The sequence below is a fragment of the Acinetobacter sp. X9 genome (genome assembly GCF_054889255.1).
Map to the genome: position 1 here is coordinate 2,595,141 of NZ_CM142679.1, position 25,368 is coordinate 2,620,508.

General features: G+C 40.6%; 20 protein-coding genes. 14 read left to right on the forward strand and 6 right to left on the reverse strand.

Translation table 11 applies throughout. From position 1 onward, the window contains the following. Window positions 1–27: 27 nt before the first annotated feature. On the reverse strand, window positions 28–648 hold the full coding sequence (locus ACYU0V_RS12395) for a TetR/AcrR family transcriptional regulator (RefSeq protein WP_002163161.1): 621 nt from the start codon (window positions 646–648) through the stop codon (window positions 28–30). A gap of 524 nt (window positions 649–1,172) precedes the next feature. On the opposite strand from ACYU0V_RS12395, the gene ACYU0V_RS12400 reads away from it, so the two are divergent. From ACYU0V_RS12400 to ACYU0V_RS12415, 4 genes are all read left to right on the forward strand, one after another. Then, window positions 1,173–2,132, forward strand: a complete 960-nt coding sequence (locus ACYU0V_RS12400) for a metal-dependent hydrolase (protein ID WP_005070390.1) — start codon at window positions 1,173–1,175, stop codon at window positions 2,130–2,132. 65 nt (window positions 2,133–2,197) lie between these two features. Further along, the gene (locus ACYU0V_RS12405; protein WP_017386375.1) at window positions 2,198–3,031 is read left to right on the forward strand and encodes an SDR family NAD(P)-dependent oxidoreductase; all 834 of its coding nucleotides are present in this window, start codon (window positions 2,198–2,200) and stop codon (window positions 3,029–3,031) included. A gap of 22 nt (window positions 3,032–3,053) precedes the next feature. Beyond that, window positions 3,054–4,577: a flavin-containing monooxygenase gene (locus tag ACYU0V_RS12410; RefSeq protein WP_078220410.1), complete on the forward strand. Its 1,524-nt coding sequence runs from the start codon at window positions 3,054–3,056 to the stop codon at window positions 4,575–4,577. A gap of 113 nt (window positions 4,578–4,690) precedes the next feature. After that, complete coding sequence (locus ACYU0V_RS12415; protein ID WP_461847661.1) at window positions 4,691–5,569, forward strand: class I SAM-dependent methyltransferase; 879 nt, start codon at window positions 4,691–4,693, stop codon at window positions 5,567–5,569. 57 nt (window positions 5,570–5,626) lie between these two features. Here the strand turns inward: ACYU0V_RS12415 and ACYU0V_RS12420 are convergent, their stop codons facing one another. After that, complete coding sequence (locus ACYU0V_RS12420) at window positions 5,627–6,547, reverse strand: LysR family transcriptional regulator (RefSeq protein ID WP_461847663.1); 921 nt, start codon at window positions 6,545–6,547, stop codon at window positions 5,627–5,629. Between the two features lie 238 nt (window positions 6,548–6,785). Between ACYU0V_RS12420 and ACYU0V_RS12425 the strand changes: the two genes are divergently transcribed. Genes ACYU0V_RS12425 through ttdB form a run of 3 tightly spaced genes read left to right on the forward strand, consistent with a single transcriptional unit; the run spans window position 6,786 to window position 9,638 of the window. After that, window positions 6,786–8,084 (forward strand): MFS transporter, encoded by a 1,299-nt coding sequence (locus ACYU0V_RS12425; RefSeq protein WP_420285820.1) that lies wholly within the window; start codon window positions 6,786–6,788, stop codon window positions 8,082–8,084. Window positions 8,085–8,133: 49 nt separating this feature from the next. Then, complete coding sequence (gene ttdA / locus ACYU0V_RS12430) at window positions 8,134–9,033, forward strand: L(+)-tartrate dehydratase subunit alpha (RefSeq protein WP_064784993.1); 900 nt, start codon at window positions 8,134–8,136, stop codon at window positions 9,031–9,033. Next, the gene (gene ttdB / locus ACYU0V_RS12435; protein ID WP_000722967.1) at window positions 9,030–9,638 is read left to right on the forward strand and encodes a L(+)-tartrate dehydratase subunit beta; all 609 of its coding nucleotides are present in this window, start codon (window positions 9,030–9,032) and stop codon (window positions 9,636–9,638) included. Before ttdA ends, ttdB begins: the two co-directional genes overlap by 4 nt. A gap of 43 nt (window positions 9,639–9,681) precedes the next feature. Here ttdB and ACYU0V_RS12440 read toward each other — a convergent pair whose 3' ends face one another. Continuing rightward, the gene (locus ACYU0V_RS12440) at window positions 9,682–10,695 is read right to left on the reverse strand and encodes an AraC family transcriptional regulator (protein WP_081274123.1); all 1,014 of its coding nucleotides are present in this window, start codon (window positions 10,693–10,695) and stop codon (window positions 9,682–9,684) included. A gap of 137 nt (window positions 10,696–10,832) precedes the next feature. On the opposite strand from ACYU0V_RS12440, the gene ACYU0V_RS12445 reads away from it, so the two are divergent. The 4 genes from ACYU0V_RS12445 to ACYU0V_RS12460 all read left to right on the forward strand — a co-directional run bounded on the left by ACYU0V_RS12445 (window position 10,833) and on the right by ACYU0V_RS12460 (window position 15,883). After that, complete coding sequence (locus ACYU0V_RS12445; RefSeq protein WP_461847667.1) at window positions 10,833–12,320, forward strand: flavin-containing monooxygenase; 1,488 nt, start codon at window positions 10,833–10,835, stop codon at window positions 12,318–12,320. A 44-nt stretch (window positions 12,321–12,364) separates the two neighbouring features. Beyond that, window positions 12,365–13,219 carry an SDR family NAD(P)-dependent oxidoreductase gene (locus ACYU0V_RS12450; protein WP_202732776.1) on the forward strand — a complete coding sequence of 285 codons (855 nt, stop codon included), beginning with the start codon at window positions 12,365–12,367 and terminating at the stop codon, window positions 13,217–13,219. Between the two features lie 72 nt (window positions 13,220–13,291). After that, window positions 13,292–14,185, forward strand: a complete 894-nt coding sequence (locus tag ACYU0V_RS12455; protein ID WP_280585259.1) for an alpha/beta hydrolase — start codon at window positions 13,292–13,294, stop codon at window positions 14,183–14,185. A 27-nt stretch (window positions 14,186–14,212) separates the two neighbouring features. After that, a complete protein-coding gene (locus ACYU0V_RS12460; RefSeq protein WP_342370748.1) occupies window positions 14,213–15,883 on the forward strand; it encodes a GMC family oxidoreductase in 1,671 nt (556 codons plus the stop codon). 65 nt (window positions 15,884–15,948) lie between these two features. On the opposite strand, the gene ACYU0V_RS12465 is transcribed toward ACYU0V_RS12460, so the two are convergent. The 3 genes from ACYU0V_RS12465 to ACYU0V_RS12475 all read right to left on the reverse strand — a co-directional run bounded on the left by ACYU0V_RS12465 (window position 15,949) and on the right by ACYU0V_RS12475 (window position 21,057). Beyond that, window positions 15,949–18,147, reverse strand: coding sequence for an OsmC domain/YcaO domain-containing protein (locus ACYU0V_RS12465; RefSeq protein WP_342370749.1), 2,199 nt, complete (start codon window positions 18,145–18,147; stop codon window positions 15,949–15,951). A gap of 251 nt (window positions 18,148–18,398) precedes the next feature. After that, a complete protein-coding gene (locus ACYU0V_RS12470; RefSeq protein ID WP_199112043.1) occupies window positions 18,399–19,679 on the reverse strand; it encodes an OprD family outer membrane porin in 1,281 nt (426 codons plus the stop codon). Window positions 19,680–19,710: 31 nt separating this feature from the next. Continuing rightward, window positions 19,711–21,057 carry an MFS transporter gene (locus ACYU0V_RS12475; protein WP_199112041.1) on the reverse strand — a complete coding sequence of 449 codons (1,347 nt, stop codon included), beginning with the start codon at window positions 21,055–21,057 and terminating at the stop codon, window positions 19,711–19,713. A 372-nt stretch (window positions 21,058–21,429) separates the two neighbouring features. Here ACYU0V_RS12475 and ACYU0V_RS12480 point away from each other — a divergent pair, with 372 nt between their 5' ends. The 3 genes from ACYU0V_RS12480 to ACYU0V_RS12490 are packed head-to-tail and all read left to right on the forward strand — an operon-like array spanning window position 21,430 to window position 25,294. After that, a complete protein-coding gene (locus ACYU0V_RS12480; protein WP_461847671.1) occupies window positions 21,430–23,115 on the forward strand; it encodes an arylsulfatase in 1,686 nt (561 codons plus the stop codon). Window positions 23,116–23,140: 25 nt separating this feature from the next. Continuing rightward, window positions 23,141–24,094, forward strand: a complete 954-nt coding sequence (locus tag ACYU0V_RS12485) for a formylglycine-generating enzyme family protein (RefSeq protein WP_262441424.1) — start codon at window positions 23,141–23,143, stop codon at window positions 24,092–24,094. Window positions 24,095–24,106: 12 nt separating this feature from the next. Continuing rightward, entirely contained in the window at window positions 24,107–25,294 is a 1,188-nt protein-coding gene (locus ACYU0V_RS12490; protein ID WP_225545731.1) for an OprD family outer membrane porin, read from the forward strand. Window positions 25,295–25,368: the final 74 nt, after the last annotated feature.

Genomic DNA, 25,368 nt, shown 5'->3' on the forward strand with positions numbered 1-25,368 from the left:
GGCTTTTTATCGTTACTTGGACTTATATCAGTGCTCTTCTGAACGAGCCATCTCTGTATTGATATAGCTCATGATCATAGTAGTTAGCCCCTGCACCATTTCATCAAAACTAATATAAGGGTTGGGCAAAATAAGATGCCGTGCGACATTAAAAATTCCACTATTAATACAGATATAGGTAATTACAGGCAAATTATTGATTTTTAGGTATTTTGGATTATGCATCATATATTTCATGATGACTTCCATTAAAGCCTGTTCAATTTTGGGAATGTATTTGTCGTACTGCAACTCTCCTGCATAACGTAAAACAGTCAAATAACGGTCATTATTTTTCTTTAATAAATCACTAAAAGTATAAAAAATCATTTCGATGACAGGCTCTAACTCCAACTGTAAAATTGTCGGTGTAAGCTCTGTAATCATGTCCAGAATTTCGCGAACAAAAAAGTGATTCATCGCATCATAAATTTCTTCTTTATTTTTAAAATATTCGTATAAAGACCCGACACTCACCCCTGCAATTTCTGCGATATGACGTGTCGTGGTTCCACTCGGTCCGTGAAGTGCCACCGCAATAAAACCTGCTTCAATAATTGTGTCGACAGTGACTTTAGCTCGAGTTTGACGTGGTTTACGCGTAGTCATACGATCTAATTAATAATCCGAACATAAAGTCAGATTAGCATGTAATCTGACTAGGTAGAAATAAAAAAACAAAATCCGAATAGTTGTCAAACTTAAGTGAGAAAACTGAGAAAAACAGATCTCAATTTATCAATCAATTGATGTTTTAATTTATTATTTCCAGAGATTAGGAATAAATTTAATTTATTATTTTTCAAAAAGATGAGTCTAATTTATTTAAAATTATTATTACAAAGAATGTCTATAAAATACTTTTATATATTTAAAAATTTACCCGAATTGAATCCGAACATAATGTCAGATTAATATGAAAAAATTAAAGAAGAGTCATTCAGCAGCTCTTGCCTGCCTCGGTTCTTCTTCCGTTATTCAGCCAAATAATCAAACAAATAACGGAGCAACAACACCGTAGTCAATACAGAGAACTATCTGTTTTTGAAAATGGAATTTTACAGTGCTTTGTTGATCATTGAGTTTATTGATTTTCATCAAAATGCACCACTACTTTGCCTCAGGGTGTCGCCATGATCTCGACCGCAGTTAAAAAATCATTCAACAAACTTAAATTTCAGCGTGAAATTGAGCTACCAGATTTTGCTAGCAAAAGCTCAATTCCAATCAGACATTTAAATATTGGTTTTGATGGTAAAGAAATTGATGTCAGATTCTATATGGACAATCAATTTGCTACTTTGTTTTTTGCCACACTCTCAGTGTTTTTAACTTACGGTGAAGATCTGGTGATTGAAACCGCTCGCCATCACCGTGAATTTATCAAAGATCCAATATTAAAGCAGCGAGTAACTTCGTTGATTGGCCAAGAAGCAATTCACTCAAAATTGCACAATGAATATAACGATGCCCTTCAAGATGCTGAATATCCTGTTGCGCTATATCGTTTTCTTGGCTCAAACTTCTTTAAGTATGTTTTCTTAAAGTTTCCCCAGCCACTCAAATTATCAATGATGGCAGGTATTGAGCATTTTACTGCGGTACTTGCTGAATACATGATGAAGCACGAAAAGAACTTCTATTATTCAGATGACGAGAAAAGCCGTGCATTGTGGATGTGGCATATGCTTGAAGAATCTGAGCATAAAGATATTGCCTACGATGTCTATCAACTTTTAAATGGTAGCTATGCACTACGCGCGTCTGGTTTCTTCCTCGCGTTATTTACCATTTTAGGTTTAATCCCTGCGACTACATTATTTGTGCCTGTGTTAAGAAAGCCACAAGAGATGCTGACTTTGAAATTCTGGAAAGATGCTCGTCGCGGTGTAGGCTTAATCTTTGGTCCAAAAGATGGAGTTTTCGGCAGTACGATTGGTCAAATTCTTGACTACTTACGCCCAGATTTTCATCCAAATGATCATGATACAACTGAATATCTTGAGTATTACAAAAAGAAATTGCTGACCGAAGGCGGCGCAATTGCTCCTTACTTTGTTAAAGAATTTACCCCACCAGTACGCATGTCTTAATCGTCCTGCATTTCCAGCTATCAAAGAGGTAGCTGGTATCTCTTCAAGCTATTTATGGATGAATCATGATTTTATTTGGCAAAAAGAAAGTTAAACCAAGCCAAAAAGCTTATGCTGTAGTGACGGGTGCAGGCAGTGGGATTGGTAGAAGTTTTGCAATTGAACTTGCGAAACGTGGTGGCAGCGTAGTGTGTGCAGATATTAATCTGGAAGCTGCTGAAGAAACAGTAAAACTTCTTGAACAAGAAGGTGCAAAAGCTTTTGCTATGCGCTGTGATGTGGGTAATGCTGAACAGGTTAACCATCTCGCTGAAACTGCTGAAATCTTACTTGGGCATCCTGTGACTCTTGTCATTAATAATGCTGGAGTAGGTTTAGGCGGTAAATTTGACGAACTCAGCCTAGAAGACTGGAACTGGGTCATGAATATTAACCTTTGGGGAGTTATTCATGGCTGTCATGCATTTGTTCCCAAGTTTAAAAAGTTAGGTTACGGCGCGATTATTAATGTGGCATCTGCGGCATCTTACACGGCTGCCCCAGAAATGACTGCTTATAACGTGACTAAAGCGGGTGTGCGTGCGCTTTCAGAAACGCTTTCTGCCGAACTGCGTAAGTTTAACATTAAGGTGAACGTGCTCTGCCCGACGCTGGTACCTACCAATATCATTAAAAATGGTCGAATTCCGGGGCGCTATTCAAAGCTGGCAGACCATGCACTGATGAACTATGCGCTGACCACAAGTGATGATGTTGCAAGATTAACCCTTAATCGCCTTGATCAGGATGAGATGTATACCATTCCTCAAATTGATGCGAAGTTATTCTGGCTCATGAAACGCGCATCCCCAAGCTTGTATACCAAGTTCCTTGGTACATCGTACAAATTATTTAAATAAAAAATTTATAGGTAGTACACATATGACTGCGCAAATGAAAACAAATGCATCAGCAAAAAAAGCTGTCAAATCACCAAGCCATATTTTCGATACTTTTATTGTGGGTGCGGGCATTTCAGGGATCGCTGCTGCCATTCGCCTAGATCAAGTTGGTTATACCAATTATAAAATTATTGAAAAAGCTAGCCGCGTGGGTGGAACATGGCGTGAGAACACCTATCCGGGTTGTGGTTGCGATGTACCTTCTGCTCTTTATTCTTACTCATTTGCACCAAGTGCAAAATGGAGCCATTTATTTGCGCGCCAACCAGAAATCTTAAGTTATCTGGAAGATGTAAGTAACGAATTTAATGTTACCTCTAAAATCGAATTTAATAATGAATTGCTGAATGCCGCATGGGATGACTCACGTCATGTGTGGGTACTTGACACCACCACTGGTCAATATTTATCTAAAACCGTTATTTTTGCCACAGGTCCAATTACCGAAGCTCAAATTCCACGTCTTGAAGGCTTAGAAACTTTTAAAGGTGAAATGTTCCATTCAGCGAAATGGAACCATGATTATGATTTGACAGGTAAACGCATTGCCGTGATTGGTACTGGTGCATCTGCTATTCAGTTTGTGCCTCAAATTCAACCAAAAGCGAAAGAACTTTTTGTATTCCAACGTACAGCACCTTGGGTATTACCAAAACCAGATACAGACTTGGGCGAGTTTAGTAAATCAATCATTGCTAAATATCCGGCTATTCAGGCGAGCTGGCGTAAAAGTGTAGCGTTAACGCTAAATGCAATTAACTTTGGTTTACGTAATCCTCTTGCGCTAAAACCAGTAAATGTATTGGGTAAGCAATTACTTAAATTGCAAATTAATGACCCAGTGCTACGTAAAAACGTAACGCCGAACTTTGACATTGGTTGTAAACGTATTTTATTCGCTAACAACTACTACCCTGCACTACAAGCACCGAACACCACACTCATTCCTCATGGTTTAGTGAAAGTTGAAGGCAACACAGTGGTTGCTGCGAATGGTGAACGCCACGAAGTTGATGTGATTATTTGGGGTACAGGCTTTGAAGTATCTCATCCACCAATTGGTAAACGTGTCCACAATGAAAAAGGTCAATGTTTACAAGATATTTGGAAAGATAGTTCACCAGAGGCTTATTTAGGAACCAACATTGAAAATGTACCAAATGCATTTTTAATTTTAGGACCTAACGTACTGGTTTATGATTCTTTCATTGGTTTAGCAGAGGCACAGCTTGACTATATCGTAGATGGCTTATTGAAAATTAAAAACAAAGGAATTAGCAAATTAAATGTTAAATCTGATGTGATTAAAAAGCATAATGATTTAGTACAAAAGCACTTACAAACAACCGTATTTAATAGCGGCGGATGTAAGAGTTACTACCTTGATGCCAACGGGCGTAACTTTGCTGCATGGCCTTGGTCACTGAAAAAACTTAAACAACGTTTGAAAAAAGTAGATTTGAAAGATTATGAAGTGACGTATCAAACGACAAAAACTCACTAATTTGTATTTTCGATCAAATCAGTTGTAAGAAATAGGCAGTGTATTTTAGATTTCCATGAAATACACTGCCTTCTTCGTTGAATATCTTCAAGAAATAAAAAAACAGGATAAAGATGAAAGAAGGACAATCAAGTCGTACTGCTGAAGCCGCTGCTGCCTTACGAGCCAATCATTTTCAAAATACACAGGACCCTGTATTTTCAGATCCTTATGCTTTTGAGCTGACCAGTAAAGGCTGGAAAAAACTTCTCTCTAATTCACTGATTGTTAAAGTGATGAATTCTGCGGTTTTAAACCGCACTTTAGGTTTACTTACTGGACAAGTGGTCGGACGCTCTCGTTATGCCGAAGATTTACTTGCTCAGGCAGTTCAACAAAATACTCAACAATATGTATTAGTGGGTGCTGGCCTAGACTCTTTTGCACTACGTGAATCACACCATTACCCTACTTTGAAAATTTTTGAAGTCGATCATCCTGATACTCAAACGGCCAAACAAGCCAAGCTAAAAAAGTTAGGAAATATTCCTACTACCGTTGAGTTTGTCGCGATTAACTTTGAAAAAGAGTCTATTTCGGAAGCTCTGATCAGAAGTATCTATGATTCATCTGCTCCTGCATTTTTTTCATGGTTAGGCACAACGCACTATTTAAACCCGCAAACGACCTTGCAAACTTTAAAAAGTATTGCTGAATTTGCTGCAAACGGTAGCGAAGTAGTACTCGACTATTCGACCGATTTTCAGGAATTAAACGGTATTGAGCGACTTGGAAGTATGGGGGTTGCGCAGTTTACTCATTTGCTGAAAGAGCCTTTATTGGGCCAATTTAAACCAAGAGATTTACATCATGCAGTGGAGCAGATGGGATTTGAAGTGGTCGAAGACTTATCAGGCGAAGCCATTACTGAACGATATTTTAATGCACGAATTGATGAAATTCGCCACACCTCAGCAACACGGTTATTGCATTTGCGTTTAAATAAAAACTAATGTTAAAAGCCAACTTAGACTTTAAGTTGGCTTTTTTAATTGAGGTTAATACCATCGTTACCAACTTGAACGAGGCTCTGGCCCATCGACATGCTGATTTAAAAATTGGCGTAAATGATCTAAAAAGTGCGCAACTTTAGGCGACAGATTCAGTCTCTCTAAATACACCGCATAGACATCTGCTGGTGGTGTTTCATAGTCCGCTAGCACTTGAACTAATCTACCACTTCTTAAATATTTTGCTACGTCCCACTCTGCTCGCATCAAAATACCATAGCCTTCTAAGGCCCAATTTAATGCGACTGCACCATCATTGGTACTCAGTTGCCCATGAACTTTAACGGTTTCAACTTGTTTGCCATGACTTAACCGCCAATTACCATAAGCAGAATCATTTTGCCGAATCACAATACACTGATGCTGTGTTAAATCATGAGGTGTGAGTGGTTGCCCTGCCGTTTTTAAATAGCTAGGTGATGCACATAATAAACGGCGGTTGGCTGTCAATTTTTTTGCAATTAGACGTGAATCGGGTATTTCGCCAAAGCGGATTGAGACATCAATGGCTTCATCTGGCAGATTAATCGGGCGGTCTGTTAAATGCAGTTGGACATCGACATCAGGATAGATTTTGGCAAACGTAGAAATCGCTGGAGCAATATAAGAACGACCAAAGCCTAAAGGAGCATTCACACGCAATACCCCTTTGGGCGCTGCCCGACTACTTGAAACCAAACGCTCCATTTCATCGATCTCTTTTAAAATACGAACTGCATTTTCAAAGTAGACCTCACCTTCACTGGTTAAACTAATTCGCCGTGTTGTTCTATTTAAAAGTCTTACGCCTAAACGCTCTTCAAGTTGAGTTAAACGTCTAGAAACCGCAGGTGGAGTCAAGTTTAACTCTCGTGCCGTCGCGACAAGACTTCCTTGTTTGACCAATAAACAAAAGAAAGCTAATTCCGTATCTGCATTCATGATTATTAAGTTTTTTGCAATAGTGATTTAACTTTATATCGATTCATCAGTTTTTTAAAGGGTTTAACATCCATTTCAATGTTTCCCGACATAAGCCATCTCTTATTTAAGAGCATAACAATGTCCGCAGAAGGAATGCTGTGGATCAACGGGAAAAAGCCATCTAGCCGAATCAATAGCGGTAAAGAAAGCGAAAACTACCAATCAGGATTGGTAGTCATGAATATGGAGTCATGACATGGAAATGGATATTGAAAAGCGAACGTTACGTCGAATTACTTGGAGAATCGTACCGTTTATTATGTTGTTATACCTTATAGCCTATATCGACCGCGTCAATATTGGTTTTGCCGCACTCACCATGAAAGAAGACTTAGGCTTTACCGCCTCGGTTCTCGGTTTTGGTGCAGGAATTTTCTTTTTGGGCTATTTCTTATTTGAAGTCCCATCCAACATTATTTTGCATAAAGTCGGTGCCCGTATCTGGATTGCTCGAGTCATGGTGACATGGGGTTTGATTGCAGCCGGTATGGCCTTTGTAGAAAGCTCAACTAGCTTTTACGTTATGCGATTTTTACTCGGTGTTGCCGAGGCTGGCTTCTTTCCCGGCATTATTCTGTACTTAACTTACTGGTTTCCTGCACGACATCGCGCTGGTGTGATTGCTTTATTTATGGCAGCCGCCCCAATTGCCACAGCAGTTGGTTCACCAATCTCTGCCGCGTTACTTGAAATGCATGGAATTTGGGGTCTCGCTGGCTGGCAGTGGATGTTCATTATTGAAGCTATACCAGCACTCATCTTAGGCGTTGTGGTTTTTAAATATATGACTGACCGTCCTGAACAAGCCACTTGGTTAAAACAGGATGAACGCGAATGGCTTGTAAAAACGATGAAAGAAGAAGATGTCGGGAAAAATGCACCTCAGCATCACAGCATTCTTCGCGGTCTTGCTAACCCACGGGTACTTGCCCTTGCGTTGATTTATTTCGGAACATCGGCTGGGCTTTATACCCTCGGTATCTGGGCACCACAAATTATTAAACAGCTTGGCGTAACGTCTATGACTGTGGGGCTTTTAAATGCCATTCCACCAATTGTTTCTGTCATTGCCATGGTTTTATGGTCTCGACACTCTGACCGCACCAATGAACGTACATGGCATGTTGCTCTTGCATGTTTAACCGCAGCAGTTGGTCTCGCAATTGCAGCAGGCACACACAACGTCATTGGATTAATTGCAGCACTTACCATTGTGAATGTCGGTATTAGCTGTGCCAAGCCACCGCTATGGAGCATGCCAACCATGTTCTTGTCAGGATCAGCCGCAGCGGCAGGCATTGCCACTATTAACTCAATCGGAAATTTAGGTGGGTTTGCAGGCCCTGCCATGATCGGCTGGATTAAAGATCAAACTGGAGATTTCACAGGTGGGCTCTATTTTGTTGCGGGCTTACTGATTATCTCGACCTTACTAACACTAGTGCTGAGCTTCTCCCAAAAAGTGAAAGTAAATACTGCCAAAGCCACACAATAACCCTATTTATATCAATTAGATCTGAACAAGTTTCTTCAAGGAGCACAACATGGACAAAGATATTGCAGTCCAGTCCCTTACGGACACCATGGCCAAATTTACGGCTTATATTGGAAAACGCCTACCGAAAGATGTGAAAAGCAAGTTAATTGAACTGCGTACTTTAGAAACCAATCCATTGGCTAAATCAGTTTATGACTCGATGGAAGAAAATCAGCAAGCTGCCGATAAACTCAACCGCCCAAGCTGCCAAGACACGGGTGTCATTCAATATTTTGTTGAAGCAGGTGCCAACTTCCCTTTGCTTGGTGAACTTCAAGATATTTTGAGCGAAGCAACTGCTGAGGCAACTCGCATAGGTCCTTTACGTCACAACGCTGTGGAAACCTTCGATGAAAAAAATACGGGCACAAATACAGGTACTCAAATTCCATGGTTAGATTGGCGTATTGTACCTGAACTCGACACTTGTACCATTGATGTCTATATGGCTGGTGGCGGTTGTACCTTACCGGGTGCGGCAAAAGTTTTAATGCCAGGTCAAGGCTACGAAGGCGTTGCTGAATTTGTGATGAATGTTATTACCGAACGCGGTGTTAATGCCTGCCCACCTTTACTGGTTGGTGTTGGCGTATCGACTTCAGTTGAAACAGCGGCTCGCCTTTCTAAGCTCGCGATTATGCGTCCGGTTGACTCAACAAGTGATAACCCACGCGCTGCCTTGATGGAGCAACTGTTAGAACAAGGTCTTAATGAAATTGGTATTGGTCCTCAGGGACTAACAGGCAATAACAGTGTGATGGGAGTCAATATTGAATCTTCTGCGCGCCACCCATCAACCATTGGGGTTGCCGTAAATACAGGTTGCTGGGCACATCGCCGTGGCAAAATTAAGATTAACCCAGATATGTCGTATGAAATCTTGTCTCATGAAGGAGTTGTACTATGAAAAAAATTCTGACAACGCCAATCAAAGATGAAGATCTTTTAGACCTTAAAGTCGGTGATGTGGTTTATTTGACTGGCCGTTTAGTGACTTGTCGCGATGTTGCCCATCGCAGACTGATCGAACAAGGTCGAGAACTACCAGTTAACCTTGAAGGCGGAGCGATTTTTCACGCTGGCCCTATTGTGCGTAAGAAAGGTGAAAACGACTTCGAAATGGTTTCGATTGGTCCAACAACCAGTATGAGAATGGAAAAATTCGAACGGGAATTTATCAAGCAAACTGGCGTAAAGCTTATTGTGGGTAAAGGTGGCATGGGACCAGAAACAGCTGCTGGATGTCAGGAAAATATTGCCGTTCATGCCATTTTCCCAGGTGGGTGCGCAGTTCTCGCAGCAACCTTAGTTGAAGAGATTGAAGGCGCTGAATGGCAAGACCTAGGTATGCCAGAAACCCTTTGGATTAACCGTGTGAGAGAATTTGGTCCTCTCATTATTTCTATCGACACCAAAGGCAACAACCTGATTCAACAAAACAAAGTTGAATTTCAAGCCAAGAAAGCACCGATTTTAGAAAAAATCAGTAAGCAACTAAGCTTTATTAAATAAACTGCTCTTTAATGAAGGGAAAGCAAAAGCACCCTTCATTTTTTTATTTTTGTACTAAACGCATGGCATGAGGTGTTTTCCCATGCCATCTTTTATAAGCATGAATAAAGCTGGCAGGTTCTGCATAACCTAACCACTCGGCTATTTGCTCAACCGAAGCTTTTGGTAATGCCAAATATTGCTCAGCTAGAACTTGCCTGACTTCTTCACGTATCTGAATAAAAGTCATCCCCTCTAATGCCAAATGACGGCGTAAGGTTCGTGCATTTAAATGCAGTCGGTCAGCCACGATTTCCATAGAAGGCATTTCCCCTCGCACGTTCATCAATTGCTGTTGCACTAAAGTTGTAAATTTATTTTGTGATTGGCGTTTCTCTAATATTTGTCGGCACTGTTCTTCAGCTGTATGTAAAACCAATTCATTTGCCATAAGCAACTTTTGGTCTACTTTTTGCGGATCAAGAATTACAAAGCTTTTCGCAGCACCAAATTCAGGCATGACTCCAAATAAATTCCGATATGGCTCGGCATCACCTTTGAGTTGAAAAGAAAAAGCCAAATACTGGCAAAAACTGTCCTGCACCAAATCTCGCTGTACCGTAATGAGTGCAGCGGCATCGCGTTCAATAATGAATTGACGCACTGAAGATGGAATATCTTGCTCATCAATTTCGATACGGATCCCTTGCGGTGTATCCGACACATCAAAGCGAGTAAAAGCAAAAGTTAAAGTGAAATAGTTTAAAGCCAAATCTAGTGCTTCACGAATGCTAGCACTACTCATCAGAGCCATGCCTAATGGCCCAAATGTGGTGAAATGATAGCGTGTGCCCACTTCTAAGCCTAATGTCGGTCTGCCTCCTAGTTGCTCAACCAAGTTATGAATCAGCTGTAATTCCTGATGGCCTGTCACCACCATATTAGGGTCGAGTAATTGTTGTTTGCTAAGCCCTGTCCCTTGCAAAATCGTCTGATAAGAAATGCCTGATTCCACCGCAAAATCAGCCATTAACCGAACACTATGTACACTGCGTTCAAAAGCCCATGCATACTTCACTGTATTGCTCAGAATGTCCTCGAATCACAATATTTTGTCCTCATCCATCCTCTAAATCAAGCAAATAAACGTCTATTCTGCATACAGGAAATTGCGATTTTTTTCGCTCACTGTTTTTAAGGATTTTAGAGCAGCCTATGTTTAATTCGTCGTCTAATTCAAATAAAAATGTACGCATCGCCATTATTGGCACAGGTTTTGGTGGTCTAGGACTTGCCATTCGTCTCAAACAAGCAGGTTTTGAACAATTTACGCTCTTTGAAAAAGCTAGCGATGTTGGTGGTGTCTGGCGTGACAATACGTATCCAGGTGGTGCATGTGATGTGCCTTCTCATCTGTATTCTTTTTCTTTTGAACAAGAGCTAGGCTGGAAAAATCGCTACGGTACATCTCAAGAGATTTATCAATATTTACGCCACTGTGCCGATAAATATGACATTCGTCCACATGTTCAATTTAATACTGAAATAGCCAGTGCCAAATTTGATGCCCTGCAAGGTGTATGGCACATTCAAAGCACGACTGGCGAACAGTTTGAAGCTGAATTTTTAGTGGGCGCGGTAGGCCAACTTAACCGTCCTGCTTATCCAAAACTTAAAGGCATTGAAAACTTCAAAGGTAAGGCATTTCACTCAGCACGTTGGGATCACGACTATGATTTAACTGGCAAACGTGTTGCAGTTATTGGCACAGGTGCAAGTGCAATTCAGTTCGTACCTGAAATTGCTAAACAGGTTGCCCACCTAGACGTTTATCAACGCTCAGCGCCGTATGTTATTCCCAAACCGGATCGGATTTATCAACCTTTAGAGAAAAAAGCTTTCCGCAAACTACCGATTTTGCAAAGTCTAGACCGCGCCTTGCAATATGGACACCATGAAATTCGCCTACTTGCTTTTACAACTTCACTCAATGAAATGCCGTTGGTGGAATATTTATTCCAGCGCCACATCCGTAAAGTCATTAAAGATGGGAAGTTACGCCACCGCTTAATGCCGGATTATCCAATTGGTTGTAAACGTATTTTAATCTCTAACCACTGGTATGAAACGCTGACCCAACCTCATGTTGATGTGATTAATACGGGCATTCAAGAAATTACTAAAAATGGGATTTTAGATACGGAAGGAAATCTGCGTGAAATCGATACCATTATTTATGGTACAGGCTTTGCCGCAACAGAATTTATGGCGCCAATGCAGATTACAGGTCTTGATGGTCGCACCTTAAAAGACACATGGAAAGATGGTGCAGAAGCTTATCTCGGTTTAACTGTTAGCGGCTTTCCAAATTTCTTTATGCTCTATGGTCCAAATACCAATCTTGGGCACAACTCAATTGTGTATATGATTGAAAGCCAAGTGAACTATATTTTAGATGCCATCCAGACCACCCTACAAAACAAACTTCTGTTTACCAATGTTCGTGCAGAAGTTCAACATGAGTTTAATCAAAGCATTCAAGAAAAAATGAAAAAAACTGTCTGGGCTCAAGGTTGTACCAGTTGGTATCAAACTGCTGAGGGTAAAAATACCAATAACTGGCCAGGTTTTACCCTTGAATATCGCCAACGCACTCGTCGCTTTGACATTGAAAACTACACACAGGTTTCGGCTATTTCTTAAACAAGCTTCACCATAGGAAATGAGAAAAATAAACGGAGAATTTTATGAAGTCTTTTAAAAATAAAGTCGCAGCTGTGACAGGTGCGGGCTCTGGTATTGGACAAGCACTTGCCATAGCACTCGCAAAACAAGGTTGCCATCTGGCACTTTCCGATATTAGTGAAGCTGGATTAGCTAAAACAGTCGAGCTTTTGGCACCTTATTCTGTCAAAGTCACCACTCAAAAAGTTGATGTAGCTAAGCGTGATGAAGTGGCCACTTGGGCAAAGGCAGTAGTAGATGAACATGGCCAAGTTAACCTGATTTTTAATAATGCTGGTGTCGCAATTGGTAGTACGGCTGAAGGTGTGAGCTACGAAGACCTTGAATGGCTCATTGGTATTAATTTTTGGGGCGTAGTTTATGGCACCAAAGAGTTTTTACCTTACTTAAAGCAAAGTGGTGATGGGCATATTATTAATATTTCCAGTATGTTCGGCTTAACAGCTCAACCAACTCAAAGTGCTTATAACGCTAGTAAATTTGCCGTTCGTGGCTTTACTGAATCATTGCGCCAAGAACTCGATCTACAAAATGCTGGAGTGAGTGCGACCTGTGTGCATCCGGGTGGTATTCGTACCAATATTGCCAAAGCTGCCCGCATGAATAATAGCGTCCAGTCTTTAGGAATGGACCCGCTAAAAAGTCAGGATGCTTTCGATAAATTACTTCGCACCCCTGCTGATGATGCAGCTCAACAAATTTTAGAAGCTGTTCGTAAGGACCGCCGCCGCTTACTAATCGGAGCCGATGCGAAAGCCGTTGATGTGATTCAACGTATTCTTCCACAGGGTTACCAAAAGATTTTTGCAACTGCCACTGCCTTTCAAACCCGTCTACTCAACAAATCAGCAAAATAAAAACAGTGGTCAGCATACTCTTCATTTTAAGAGATGCTGACTGATATTAAATGCTTAGTATGAGTCCTTATTATGAAGCAGCTTCTTGCATGGACTATCCGTACCACACTACGTCCAGCTTTATCCCCTAAAACACCACTAAAGCTACAACGTTTTTGTAGCGATGCAGCCAGTGCAATTGTGCTTGGGCCACGTGGCTATAAAACAAAAAAGCAAACCATTGCGCAAATACCGACAGTCCATATTCAGCCCAAAACGACTCAATCAGGACGCGGCATTTTGTATTTACATGGCGGAGGCTATGTGGTGGGTAGCTCAAAAAGTCACACTAAGCTTGCTGCTCAAATCGGACATCCAGCTCAAGCACAAGTCTGGTTACCTGAATATCGCCTAGCCCCAGAGCACACAAGCCCTGCTGCTATTGAAGATGTAATTGCAGTTTATAAAGCTTTACTTGCTCAAGGACAAGACCCGAAAAAACTCGTGATTGCTGGCGATTCTGCGGGCGGCGGACTGAGTTTAAGTACTGCAATTGCAATACGAAATGCAGGGTTACCGTTACCAGCAGCATTAGTTTTACTTTCACCGTGGGTTGACTTAAGCCTATCTGGAAGCACGATTAAAACTCATGCAGCTCAAGATGCGATGCTGTCAGAGGACTGGTTAGCATGGTGTGCAAAAAACTATTGCGGACAAAAATCGGCAACCGATGCTACCTGTTCCCCACTCTATGCCGACTTAACTGGATTACCACCTGTTTTAATTCACGTCGGTACCGAAGAAGTCTTATTGGACGATGCAAAACGTCTCGCTGAACAAACCGAAAAATATGGTATTCCGACGAACTTAAGGGTTTATGACCGAGTCGGACATGTTTTTCAATTCCACGCAGGTATACTAAACGAATCTAATGACTCGATTGAGCGCATTGGGCAATTCATTGATAAACATACACAGTCAATATAAAAATATCGCCAGAGAGGAGTCCTCGGCATGACAACAAACAATTATGACTATGATTACCTCATTATTGGTTCAGGCTTTGGTGGTAGTGTTTCTGCTTGCCGTCTAACCGAAAAAGGCTACTCTGTTGCTGTAATGGAAATGGGGCGACGCTGGGAAGCTAAAGATTTTGCTAAAAATAACTGGAATACCCGTCGCTGGATTTGGCGCCCGGGCATGAAACTTTTTGGTTATTTCAACATGCGTTTTTTTCGCCATGTCACCATTATTTGCGGGAACGCCGTAGGTGGCGGTTCAATTACCTATGCCAATACCCTACTGGTTCCACCTGAACATATTTGGGATGAAGGCACGTGGGCAGATGCAGCGGACTGGAAAAATGAAATGCCACAGCACTATGCTGAAGCCGAACGCATGCTTGGTGTGACGGATAATAAAATTTTCGGTCCTGCCGACCACATGCTCAAAAAAATGGGCGATGCAGTTGGGGTTGGACATACGTTTAAACCGACGCGCGTTGCAACTTTCTTTCCACCCGAAGGTGAACAAGGCGGCAAGACCTACCCTGACCCGTACTTTAACGGCGATGGTCCAGACCGCGGAACCTGTACGGCATGTGGCGGTTGTATGACAGGTTGTAAACACAACGCAAAAAATACCTTAGATAAAAACTATTTGTACTTTGCCGAAAAAAATGGCGCCAAGGTTTACGAAGAAACCAAAGTCGTTGACGTTAAACCACTCAATGGTAAAGCCGATGGCAGCGATGGCTATGAAGTTACGACTGAATGTTCGAGCTCATGGTTTAACAAACAACGTCGTACATGGCGTGTTCGTAACGTGATTTTCTCTGCATCTTCTTTGGGTACGCAAGAAATGTTATTCCGTTTAAAACAGTCCGGTTCTTTGCCAAATATTTCTGATGATTTGGGTAATCGGGTTCGTACTAATGCCGAGTCGATTTTAGGTGTTCGCTTTTTTGGTAAAGATGTCGACATGAGCAAAGGTGTTGCCATTGGTTCAAGTATTTACATTGACCATGACACTCACATTGAAGCGACTCGTTACCAAACTGGTTCAGATGCCATGGGTCTCATGTGTACTTACATGGCGAAAGGCAAACCGGGTTGGACACGTATTTTCTTTTGGTTATGGGCACTTATTTGCCATCCATTTATTTTTCTTCGCATGAGTAATCCAGTCAGTTTTGCACGTCAGACTTTAATTTTCTTGGTGATGCAAACAGCTGATGCCTCAATTAATATGCGCTTGAAACGTAATTGGTTCTGGCCTTTTGGTAAGGTGTTATCGAGCGAAGGTAAAAAGCTACCTGTGTATATTCCACAGGCCAATGCATTTACCGAAAAAGTTGCCAAAATGTTTAATGGTCACCCGATGACGACCATTACCGAAATTTTGTTTAACGTACCTTTTACAGCCCACTGTATGGGTGGTTGTGCAATTGCTTCAAGTCCAGAACGTGGCGTGGTAGATGGACAAAACCGCGTGTTTAACTATAAAAACTTATATGTTGTAGATGGTTCAATGTTAGGTGCAAATTTGGGCGTTAATCCAAGTCTCACCATTACAGCTCTTGCAGAACGCGCAATGTCTTATATTCCGGCTAAACATACTTTGGATGAGCAACAAGGTTATAGAGCAGATGCAGAAACCATAGAGATCACTAAAGCTTCTGCCTAAAATAGAAATTTGTTTTATAAAAAAAAGCCTATTAAAAAATAGGCTTTTTTCTTTCGCTTTCTAAATTACATCGCCACGGCTTTAGCACGAGCTGCATGCAATTTTTTATAGCTCTCAATCAGACGTAAATGGCGATCAAGTCCTTCTAGTTTCATGCTTGTTGGTGTTAAACCATAGAAACGAACGCTACCATCGACAGAACCTAATACCGCATCCATTCGCGTGTCACCAAACATACGACGGAAATTCATAAGGTAGTCTTCAAGCTCTAGTTCTTCATCTAACATCACTTCAAGCACCACGTTCATGCACTGATAGAACAAGCCACGCTCAACGGTGTTGGTGTTATATTGCAAGTAAGTTTCTACAAGCTCTTTTGCTTCTTCAAACTGTTGTAAAGCCACATAAATTAGCAATTTCAGTTCTAAAATGGTGAGCTGTCCCCAAACTGTATTGTCATCAAACTCGATGCCAATGAGTGTGGTGATTTCAGTGTAATCGTCTAGCTCACATTCCTCTAAACGCTCAACCAATGCCTCAAGCTGTTCATCATCCAAACGATGTAGATTTAGAATGTCTTCACGGAATGAAAGTGCCTTATTGGTGTTGTCCCAAATCAAATCTTCAACGAGATAAATTTCCGAATAATCTGGTACTAAAATACGGCAAGCGGTCGCACCTAAATGCTCATAGACTGCCATATATACTTCTTTGCCCATCTCTTCGAGAATGCCGAACAATGTTGCAGCTTCTTCTGCATTCGACTCTTCGCCTTCGCCAGAAAAATCCCATTCAACAAAGTCATAGTCAGATTTAGAACTAAAGAAGCGCCAAGATACCAAACCGCTTGAGTCAATAAAGTGCTCAACAAAGTTGTTCGGCTCAGTGACCGCATTACTTTGGAAAGTCGGTTGAGGTAAATCATTTAAGCCTTCAAAACTACGGCCTTGAAGTAATTCAGTCAGACTACGTTCCAACGCAACTTCAAAACTTGGATGCGCACCGAAAGATGCAAACACCCCACCCGTACGCGGGTTCATTAAAGTCACACACATTACTGGGAACTGACCACCTAGCGATGCATCTTTAACTAATACTGGGAAGCCTTGCTCTTCTAGACCTTTAATACCAGCAACAATACTTGGGTATTTTGCTAATACGTCTTCAGGAACATCTGGAAGTGCAATTTCACCTTCTAAAATTTCACGTTTAACAGCACGTTCAAAAATTTCTGACAAGCATTGAACTTGGGCTTCTGCCAAAGTATTACCCGCACTCATACCATTACTTAAGTACAAGTTTTCAATTAAATTTGATGGGAAATAGACAACTTCACCGTCAGACTGGCGCACAAAAGGTAACGAGCAAATACCACGCTCTACATTACCTGAGTTGGTGTCATATAAATGTGTGCCAAGCAACTCATCATCTGGGTTATAAATCTCAAGACAATATTCATCTAAGATTTCTTTAGGTAATTCACCATTTGGACCCGGTTTAAACCATTTTTCATCTGGATAATGCACAAATTCAGCATTCGCAATATCTTCACCCCAGAACTGGTCGTTATAGAAGAAGTTACAGTTTAAACGCTCAATAAACTCGCCCAATGCAGATGCCAAAGCACTTTCTTTCGTTGCACCTTTACCATTGGTAAAGCACATCGGAGACTGGGCATCACGAATATGTAGCGACCATACATTCGGAACAATATTACGCCAAGATGCAATTTCAATCTTCATGCCCAAATTTGCCAAAATGGCAGACATATTGGCAATGGTTTCTTCTAATGGCAGGTCTTTACCCTGAATATAGGTATGGCTTTCTGAAGTTAAGCTTGGCAATAACAATGCTTGCGCATCTGCATCGATACTTTCAACTTCTTCAATAATAAATTCAGGACCCGTTTGAATCACTTTTTTAACAGTACAACGGTCAATCGAACGTAAAATCCCTTGGCGATCTTTCTCTGAAATATCGGCTGGTAATTCAATTTGAATTTTAAATGTTTGCTTATAGCGGTTTTCAGGGTCAACAATATTATTTTGCGATAAACGAATATTATCGGTCGGGATATCTCGAGCGGCACAATACACTTTTACAAAGTACGCTGCGCACAATGCTGACGATGCTAAAAAATAATCAAATGGGCCCGGTGCCGAACCGTCACCCTTGTAGCGAATTGGTTGATCGGCAATTACCGTAAAGTCATCGAACTTAGCTTCCTGTCGAAGATTGTCGAGATAATTAACCTTGATTTCCATGCTGGCACCTAAATATTTTTATGTGTCAGCACAGACACATAAAATTCTAAATATTGAAAAATAAGCCGAATCACAGCGAAGAAATTGACTTAAAAAAATGAGAGATTAAAGCCATGTGTTTAATGAACGACTCAAGTGGCTTTAATAAGATTGGCGGTATTATAGAGGGATTTTGTGAAGTTGATAACTAAAGTTAAAACATTGCTGCTCACAATGTTTTAACTTGTCTTTAATTTAATAAATATTGAGTGTTAAAACTTAAAAGTGTAATCGACATTTAACCGCGTTTCATTTGTCGAATGAAAGGTCATATTGGTAGGCATATCGTTGCGATAGTGAGAAAAACGTGCTCGTACTCCCAAACCTTTTAACTTACCTTCAGGAATTTTATAGCCTAAATCAAATTCCATCGACTCTTCTTTAAAACGCTGATCGCCATATTGCAACAAATCAATGTCTTCACCTTTTGCATAGCGGGTCATAAAGCGCAGACCGTTTAACGAAACATCACCTAGTCGTGCATTTTTAAAGTCATATTCATAACGAATCGAATAGACTTTTTCATCTTTATTTGAGTAGTCAGAACTCATAAAATCAAGCACAACCGGACTTTCAGTTCCTGACAAAAATGGTAAACCAGTCGAGCCAAATGACTGCATGTAGCCCAAAGAAACCGTATGGTTTTGATAGTTCAAACCAAATAAGCCACTAATATGTCGGTTATCGACCTCTCCTATTTTTTTACTTCCAGTTTCTTCACTATTAAAAAAACGCACGTCGCTTAAAAAATTAAGTTGATCATTTAAAGGTTGTTTGCCGTTAAAACCTAAAAATTGTTGCTGATAAATGTCTTTGAGTTCAGCATGGTAAGCCCGTAGACGATAATCCTTTAACTGATAGCTTCCACCTAATGTATAAAAAGAATCAGTAGTTGCCGCTTTGTCAAAACGATGGTTGATATTGTCTGTTCCAACATCGGTATAACGAATTGAGTCGCGCTGACGTACTTCGTCGACATAAAAGCCTTCGAGTTGAAGATTTGGAATTTCATTTGAAACAAAACGGATACCACGGTAAGTCTGAGGGAACAAACGCGCTGGCGATGAAAAAATGGTCGGTAATTGTGGAACTAAGTCCCCCACAAAAAGCTCATTTTTCCTAAATTTAGCCTTTCCTGTAATGCCGATTTTTCCATAATAATCATCACGCGAGTTATCGGTATTCACTGGTAATAAGCCACTACGCGCATAGTCATCAGCACGGCTTCCCATCAGGTTAAAACCTGCCATTGCCAGTACATCAACACCAAACCCAACCGCACCTTCAGTATAACCAGACTGTCCTTTAAAAATTAAACCCTGCGCCCAATCTCTACCTGCTGTATAGGGATATGGGTCTTTTTTATAGTCTCGGTCAAAGTAAAAATTACGTAGTGTTAGCTCAGCTTTACTGTCTGCAAGAAATTCGGCATGCACAACTTGACTAAATAATGGGCACAAGCATACCCCCACCCATACTGGTGTCTTTTTCATTTTTTATCTCAACTATTTAATTTTTAATGGATTAAGGTGCTGTTTTAAGCGAGTAGTTCTGCTCTTTCTTACTTCGATAAAAAGCACTACCCAAACTTAAAATCAGGAAAATAGCCAAAATAAACACCACACCGTAATAGGCATAAAGCGTTGCGGGTGCTATACCTTTATCCAGGAAGATGCCTGCAACCGTTGGCGATAAAATTGCCCCAATTCGTCCAAAACCAATTGCATAGCCCACGCCGCGACTACGGATTTCAGCATCATAAATTGTTGGAGAAATAGAATATAAACCTGCCACACAGCCATTAATGAGTGTGCCAAGTAATAACCCCACCATGAGTGCAATGCTCACTTGAGATGAGACAGCGACAAATAGGAAAACACATGCCGAGGTTAGTCCTAAAAACAGGCTTAAGGCATAGAAGATTTTCATACGTGATGCCAATAAACCAATAATGGCTGCCCCGAAAATCCCACCAATACTAATTAAAATACCAGTACTTACGCCTTGCTCTGGTGACATTCCCATTGAAATTAGAATTTTTGGTGTCCAGCTCATGACAAAGTAAAAGCCAAACATCACTAAAAAGAATGCAAACCACAAACAAAGCGTTTGAAATCCAAGTTGTCCAGCAAATAATTTGCCCAGCTCACTGCCATTTTGCGTGCTAATTTTTTCATAACGCGGCATAACTGGTAATTCGTTTAACCCCATACGATTTACAGTTGCATTAATTCGTTCTAGTGCCTGTTTTGGTCGTTTCGCTAGTAAGTAATCTAAAGATTCAGGTAATAACCATGCGCTGATCAGCAGCATTGCGATGGTAGTAACCCCTCCTGCTAAAAAGATTGAGCGCCAACCTAAATGCTCAATCAATGCCAGTGATAGTACCCCGCCAAGTGTCGCGCCAATTCCATAACCAGTAGACATTAAACTAACAGCAAGACTGCGCCAGCGAGCATTGGCATATTCACTTGCCAATACATTACTACTCGCAAGGATGCCCCCCACCCCAATTCCAGTAATAAACCGAAGTGCAGCTAACATGCCGTGGCTTTGTACAAAAGCACAGCCCAGCATGCTAAGACCTGCAATTACAAGACAAACTAAGATGAGTAAACGGCGACCGATTTTATCGGCTAAAGGCGCGAGAAAAATTGAACCGGCAGCCATTCCAAAAAGGCCAGCACTTAACAACAAGCCAATTTGTGCGCCTGAAAGTGACCATTCTGCTGACACGGATGGAGCAGTAAAAGCCATTACCATCACGTCAAAGCCATCAATAATATTGAGACAAATACAGATCAAAATGACGAACCATTGATAGCGGCTCATGTTGTTTTGATTGATCTCACTTAGAACGTCTCTTTCCATTTGTGTATCTCCCTTGGATAAGACATACACACGACATTGCTGATATAAGCGATTGGGTGGTTATGCACATCCGTATCCATAATGACCTAGAGGAATATTTGTTTTTTGAGCATCCTGCTCTTTTTCTATACTGAATATTTGGATCCAAAAAATCAACTAAAATTATAAACAGATTATTAAAAAGTATATAAACACATAAATTATATAAGTATAAAATTATTAAAAACATAAAATTAGAATGCTTGAATATTTTTATGGATCCATATTAAAAAATCTATTATGATCGATTCCAGAGCATTTTTTAGCCAAAAAAGCTCAGTTCATTTTTATGGAATGCAAGATGCATTTTTAAAACTTCAAAGGATTGTTGTTATGAAACTCAAAAGAGTAAGCCAGCTTACATTGGGACTTTTTTTTGCCAGCCAATTGTTTTACACAACGCAAGCAGCACCTCCCAAAAATCAACAACCACCTAATATCATGATTATTTTGGCCGATGATCTTGGATTTTCAGATATTGGTGCTTATGGTGGCGAAATTAAAACCCCTCATATTGATAGTCTGTTAAAGCAAGGAAAAATGCTTTTTAATTTTCATGCTTCATCAATGTGTTCACCTACTCGTGCACAGCTTATGACAGGTGCAGATAACCACTTGGTAGGTTTAGGTGCCATGTATGAAACTTCAAAACGACAAGAAAAATTGGTTGGAGCAGATAGCCCGCGTGCACTCCTCAAAATTGATGGCTATTCAGGTCATTTAACGCAAAATGCTTATACACTCGCAGAGATTTTAAAGACACAAGATTATTACACCTTCATGGTTGGTAAATGGCACTTAGGCTATGCTCCCGAACAAAACCCTAAAGCCCGTGGTTTTGATCAATCTTTTGCTCTGCTCGATGGCTTTGATTTACATTTTAAAGACCAGCCTAAAAACTATCCGCGCAATACTCAATATACTGAAAATGGTCAAAAAGTCACACTGCCTGATAACTACTACTCGACCGACTTTTTTACACAAAAAGCTTTTGAATATTTAGACAAAAATAAAGCGCAAAAACCATTTTTTGCCTACCTAGCCTATACCGCTCCACACTGGCCACTACAAGCACCTGCTCATTATAGAGACCTATATAAAGGTAAATACGATCAAGGCTACGATGCAATTCGTAAACAACGCTTTGAGAGACAAAAGCAATTAGGATTGATTCCTGCAAATGCAGAATATCCAGTCGAGCGTGGTAACCAAGCTTTAGGCACCAAAAGCTGGAATGAACTCACCCCACAAGAGCGCAAATATGAAGCGCGCAAAATGGAAGTTTATGCGGGCATGGTTACCCAATTAGACGACCGTGTGGGCGATGTCATTCAATATCTTAAAAAGCATCATTTATATGACAATACTTTGATTGTGTTTATGTCAGATAACGGCGCTGAAGGTGGTGATCATAATTTCCCAATGGGTGATGCCGACAATCGCTATGAAAATATAGGTAACGCCAGCTCATATGTTTACATGGGACCACGCTGGGCCGAAGTGAGCAGCACACCATTTACGTACTGGAAGTCAGCCGCTTCAGAAGGCGGAGTAAGAGTTCCATTTATTGTTAAGTCACCTGTGCAGATTTCCAAACAACATGGAATTAACAATAACTTTGCGACAGTCAGAGACATATTCCCAACTGTGATGGAGCTAGCGGGGATTCAAAATAATCAGGTTTATCCAACTTCAAGCACCAAAATTAAACCATCTGGTTTTAGTCTGATCCCTGCGTTTAAAGATAATACTGCCCGTATTCGTCCTGTTAATTATTATGACTTTAAAGAACTACATGGCAGCCGCTACGCTAAAACTGACGAATGGAAACTTGTTGAAAACTCACCTTCTAAATTTAAGAGCCATGGTTGGGAACTCTACAATTTAAAAACAGATTTTAATGAGCAACATAATCTTTATGCAGCCCATCCTGAGATCGTCAAAGTCTTAAATGATAAATATTTAAGATATGCAGACGAAAATGGTGTTGTGGATTTTGAGCAATATAACAAAAAGTAGAGAAAACCAGATGAAACAGATCATGATGCTTTCATCGTTCCTCTTACTTTGTGCATGCCAAAAAACCACGCCTCAACTAGAACAGACCACCTTGCCCGACTTAGGCAGCAAAGCTAAATGTAATTCTTATTCGGGCCTTCCTTCGGGTTGGCCTAAAAATAAAGAAGCAGGCATGGTCAAGCTTCCGCAAGGAAAAATTGTTTTAGGCACCACACAAGGTTATGAAGATGAACGCCCCTTAAATTTACAGGCAACTTCCGTTCCCGCTTTTTTAATTGATGCGACTGAAGTCACTAATGCTCAATTTCAAGAGTTTGTTAAACAAACGGGTTATGTCACCGATGCAGAGAAGCAAGGCGGCGCAGCTATGTTTGTACAACCAGATCATCTAGTTGAAGAATTACAATGGTGGAAATTTGAAAAAGGGGCCAATTGGAAACATCCATGGGGCTTAAACAATCCTAAACAACCCGCGCCTCATGAGCCTGTTCGTATGGTGACATGGAATGATGCCTACGCTTATGCAAACTGGCTAGGTCATGACTTACCGACTGAGCTTGAGTGGGAATATGCAGCCAAAGGTTTTCAGCAAAATTCCGATATTGGCCCGACCCACGAAGGCCATATTGTAGCCAATTTCTGGCAAGGCGAATTTCCTTATAAAAACATTCAGGAAGATGGTTTTAAGGATATTGCCCCTGTGGGTTGTTTTAGTAAAAACCCCTTTGGTTTGTATGACCTGATTGGCAATGTATGGGAATGGACGCAAACACCCTATACAGGACCACGAGACCATCATATGGGAGATCCATCGAAATATCGGCAAAGTCACGAACAGATTTTGCAATATACGATTAAAGGTGGATCTTATTTATGCGCAACCAATTATTGCGCACGTTATCGCGCTGCCGCGAGGCATCCACAAGAACTCGACCTTGCCACCAGCCATGTCGGATTTAGAACAGTAAAACGCTTTTAAACGGATTTAAAAATGAAGCATATTTTTATTTATGGGATTTTCTTCTCAGGGACGACCCTTGCCTGCTGTTTAGCTCATAGTGCAGTCGATGTTAATTTTCAAAATACACTCACACTAAAAACATTCAACTTCGACAGACAATATGAAAATGGGACCAGCCCCGATACTCATAGCTTGAGCCAAGGTCTGATCTATCGTGGCGACTGGTCAACCAAACTTAATGAGGTTCAGCTACACCTCAATCCAAGCATTCAATATGCTTATCGCCTAAGTAGCGACCAACACACCAATGATATGGTCATACCCTTTGACCCTAATACCAAGAAACAAGCACAAGACCAAGTTAAATATGGCTTAGGTGCTGGAGTTGAATATCAAAACTTTCGTATGAATGTAGGTGAAATTATTCCCGACTCACCACTTACCCCACAAGTCGACACACATCAATTACGAGTGAACTACAAAGGCTTGGAATTAAAATATAAGACACCCCAACAAAATTTCGAGCTGGGTTTGATTAACCGTTATTCATCTAAAAATGAGGAGGACTACCACAAACTCGCCATATCAAAACATGAATCTGACGGACTCTATTTCTTTCAATGGGATGGCAAAACACCGCGGTACCACTGGAAATTTTATAATGGTTACTTAACAGATCTCATCAATCAAAGTTACCTTGCTTTTGATTATCAATGGACAAAGCAGCACACCACAAAATTACGTGTGTTTCGCCACGATGATGTCGGTAAATCAAAGCTTGGTGAATATGATAATACATCCATAGGCGCTATGCATTTCATCAAACATGGCAACTTTACAACCGGAATTGGCTATCAAGAAAACTTTGGGAAAGATGGTATTCCAAAACTCGATAATATGCCCATTCCTCACATGGTGAACTGGACCTTAGGCGCGTTTACCAAAGCAGATGAAAAGTCTTATCATTTCGTTACTTCCTATGACTTTAAAAACTATATCAAGGGTTTAAAAGTGACCTATAAATATATTTATGGCGACTCTTTTCAGACCATGAATCAAAACGATTTTGAGCAAGAAAGTGATGTGTTGATTCAGTACGATCTAAATGCTTGGATTAAAAATCTTAAATTTCTTTTCTTAAATATTAACTACGACACCAAACATGGCAAAAGTCTGGATGAACAGCGCATGATGCTTCATTACACTTTTAATTTCTAAATTTTCACGGCCCATAATGGCTATAGTTACAGCCATTATGGATCCAAATTAAAACAAATAAAAAAAATTTCCCA

Excerpts from the sequence above, each read along its gene's own strand:
- ACYU0V_RS12395 (WP_002163161.1), bottom strand. The coding sequence starts at position 648 with ATGACTACGCGTAAACCACGTCAAACTCGAGCTAAAGTCACTGTCGAC.
- ACYU0V_RS12400 (WP_005070390.1), top strand. The coding sequence starts at position 1,173 with ATGATCTCGACCGCAGTTAAAAAATCATTCAACAAACTTAAATTTCAG.
- ACYU0V_RS12405 (WP_017386375.1), top strand. The coding sequence starts at position 2,198 with ATGATTTTATTTGGCAAAAAGAAAGTTAAACCAAGCCAAAAAGCTTAT.
- ACYU0V_RS12410 (WP_078220410.1), top strand. The coding sequence starts at position 3,054 with ATGACTGCGCAAATGAAAACAAATGCATCAGCAAAAAAAGCTGTCAAA.
- ACYU0V_RS12415 (WP_461847661.1), top strand. The coding sequence starts at position 4,691 with ATGAAAGAAGGACAATCAAGTCGTACTGCTGAAGCCGCTGCTGCCTTA.
- ACYU0V_RS12420 (WP_461847663.1), bottom strand. The coding sequence starts at position 6,547 with ATGAATGCAGATACGGAATTAGCTTTCTTTTGTTTATTGGTCAAACAA.
- ACYU0V_RS12425 (WP_420285820.1), top strand. The coding sequence starts at position 6,786 with ATGGAAATGGATATTGAAAAGCGAACGTTACGTCGAATTACTTGGAGA.
- ttdA (WP_064784993.1), top strand. The coding sequence starts at position 8,134 with ATGGACAAAGATATTGCAGTCCAGTCCCTTACGGACACCATGGCCAAA.
- ttdB (WP_000722967.1), top strand. The coding sequence starts at position 9,030 with ATGAAAAAAATTCTGACAACGCCAATCAAAGATGAAGATCTTTTAGAC.
- ACYU0V_RS12445 (WP_461847667.1), top strand. The coding sequence starts at position 10,833 with ATGTTTAATTCGTCGTCTAATTCAAATAAAAATGTACGCATCGCCATT.
- ACYU0V_RS12450 (WP_202732776.1), top strand. The coding sequence starts at position 12,365 with ATGAAGTCTTTTAAAAATAAAGTCGCAGCTGTGACAGGTGCGGGCTCT.
- ACYU0V_RS12455 (WP_280585259.1), top strand. The coding sequence starts at position 13,292 with ATGAAGCAGCTTCTTGCATGGACTATCCGTACCACACTACGTCCAGCT.
- ACYU0V_RS12460 (WP_342370748.1), top strand. The coding sequence starts at position 14,213 with ATGACAACAAACAATTATGACTATGATTACCTCATTATTGGTTCAGGC.
- ACYU0V_RS12465 (WP_342370749.1), bottom strand. The coding sequence starts at position 18,147 with ATGGAAATCAAGGTTAATTATCTCGACAATCTTCGACAGGAAGCTAAG.
- ACYU0V_RS12470 (WP_199112043.1), bottom strand. The coding sequence starts at position 19,679 with ATGAAAAAGACACCAGTATGGGTGGGGGTATGCTTGTGCCCATTATTT.
- ACYU0V_RS12475 (WP_199112041.1), bottom strand. The coding sequence starts at position 21,057 with ATGGAAAGAGACGTTCTAAGTGAGATCAATCAAAACAACATGAGCCGC.
- ACYU0V_RS12480 (WP_461847671.1), top strand. The coding sequence starts at position 21,430 with ATGAAACTCAAAAGAGTAAGCCAGCTTACATTGGGACTTTTTTTTGCC.
- ACYU0V_RS12485 (WP_262441424.1), top strand. The coding sequence starts at position 23,141 with ATGCTTTCATCGTTCCTCTTACTTTGTGCATGCCAAAAAACCACGCCT.
- ACYU0V_RS12490 (WP_225545731.1), top strand. The coding sequence starts at position 24,107 with ATGAAGCATATTTTTATTTATGGGATTTTCTTCTCAGGGACGACCCTT.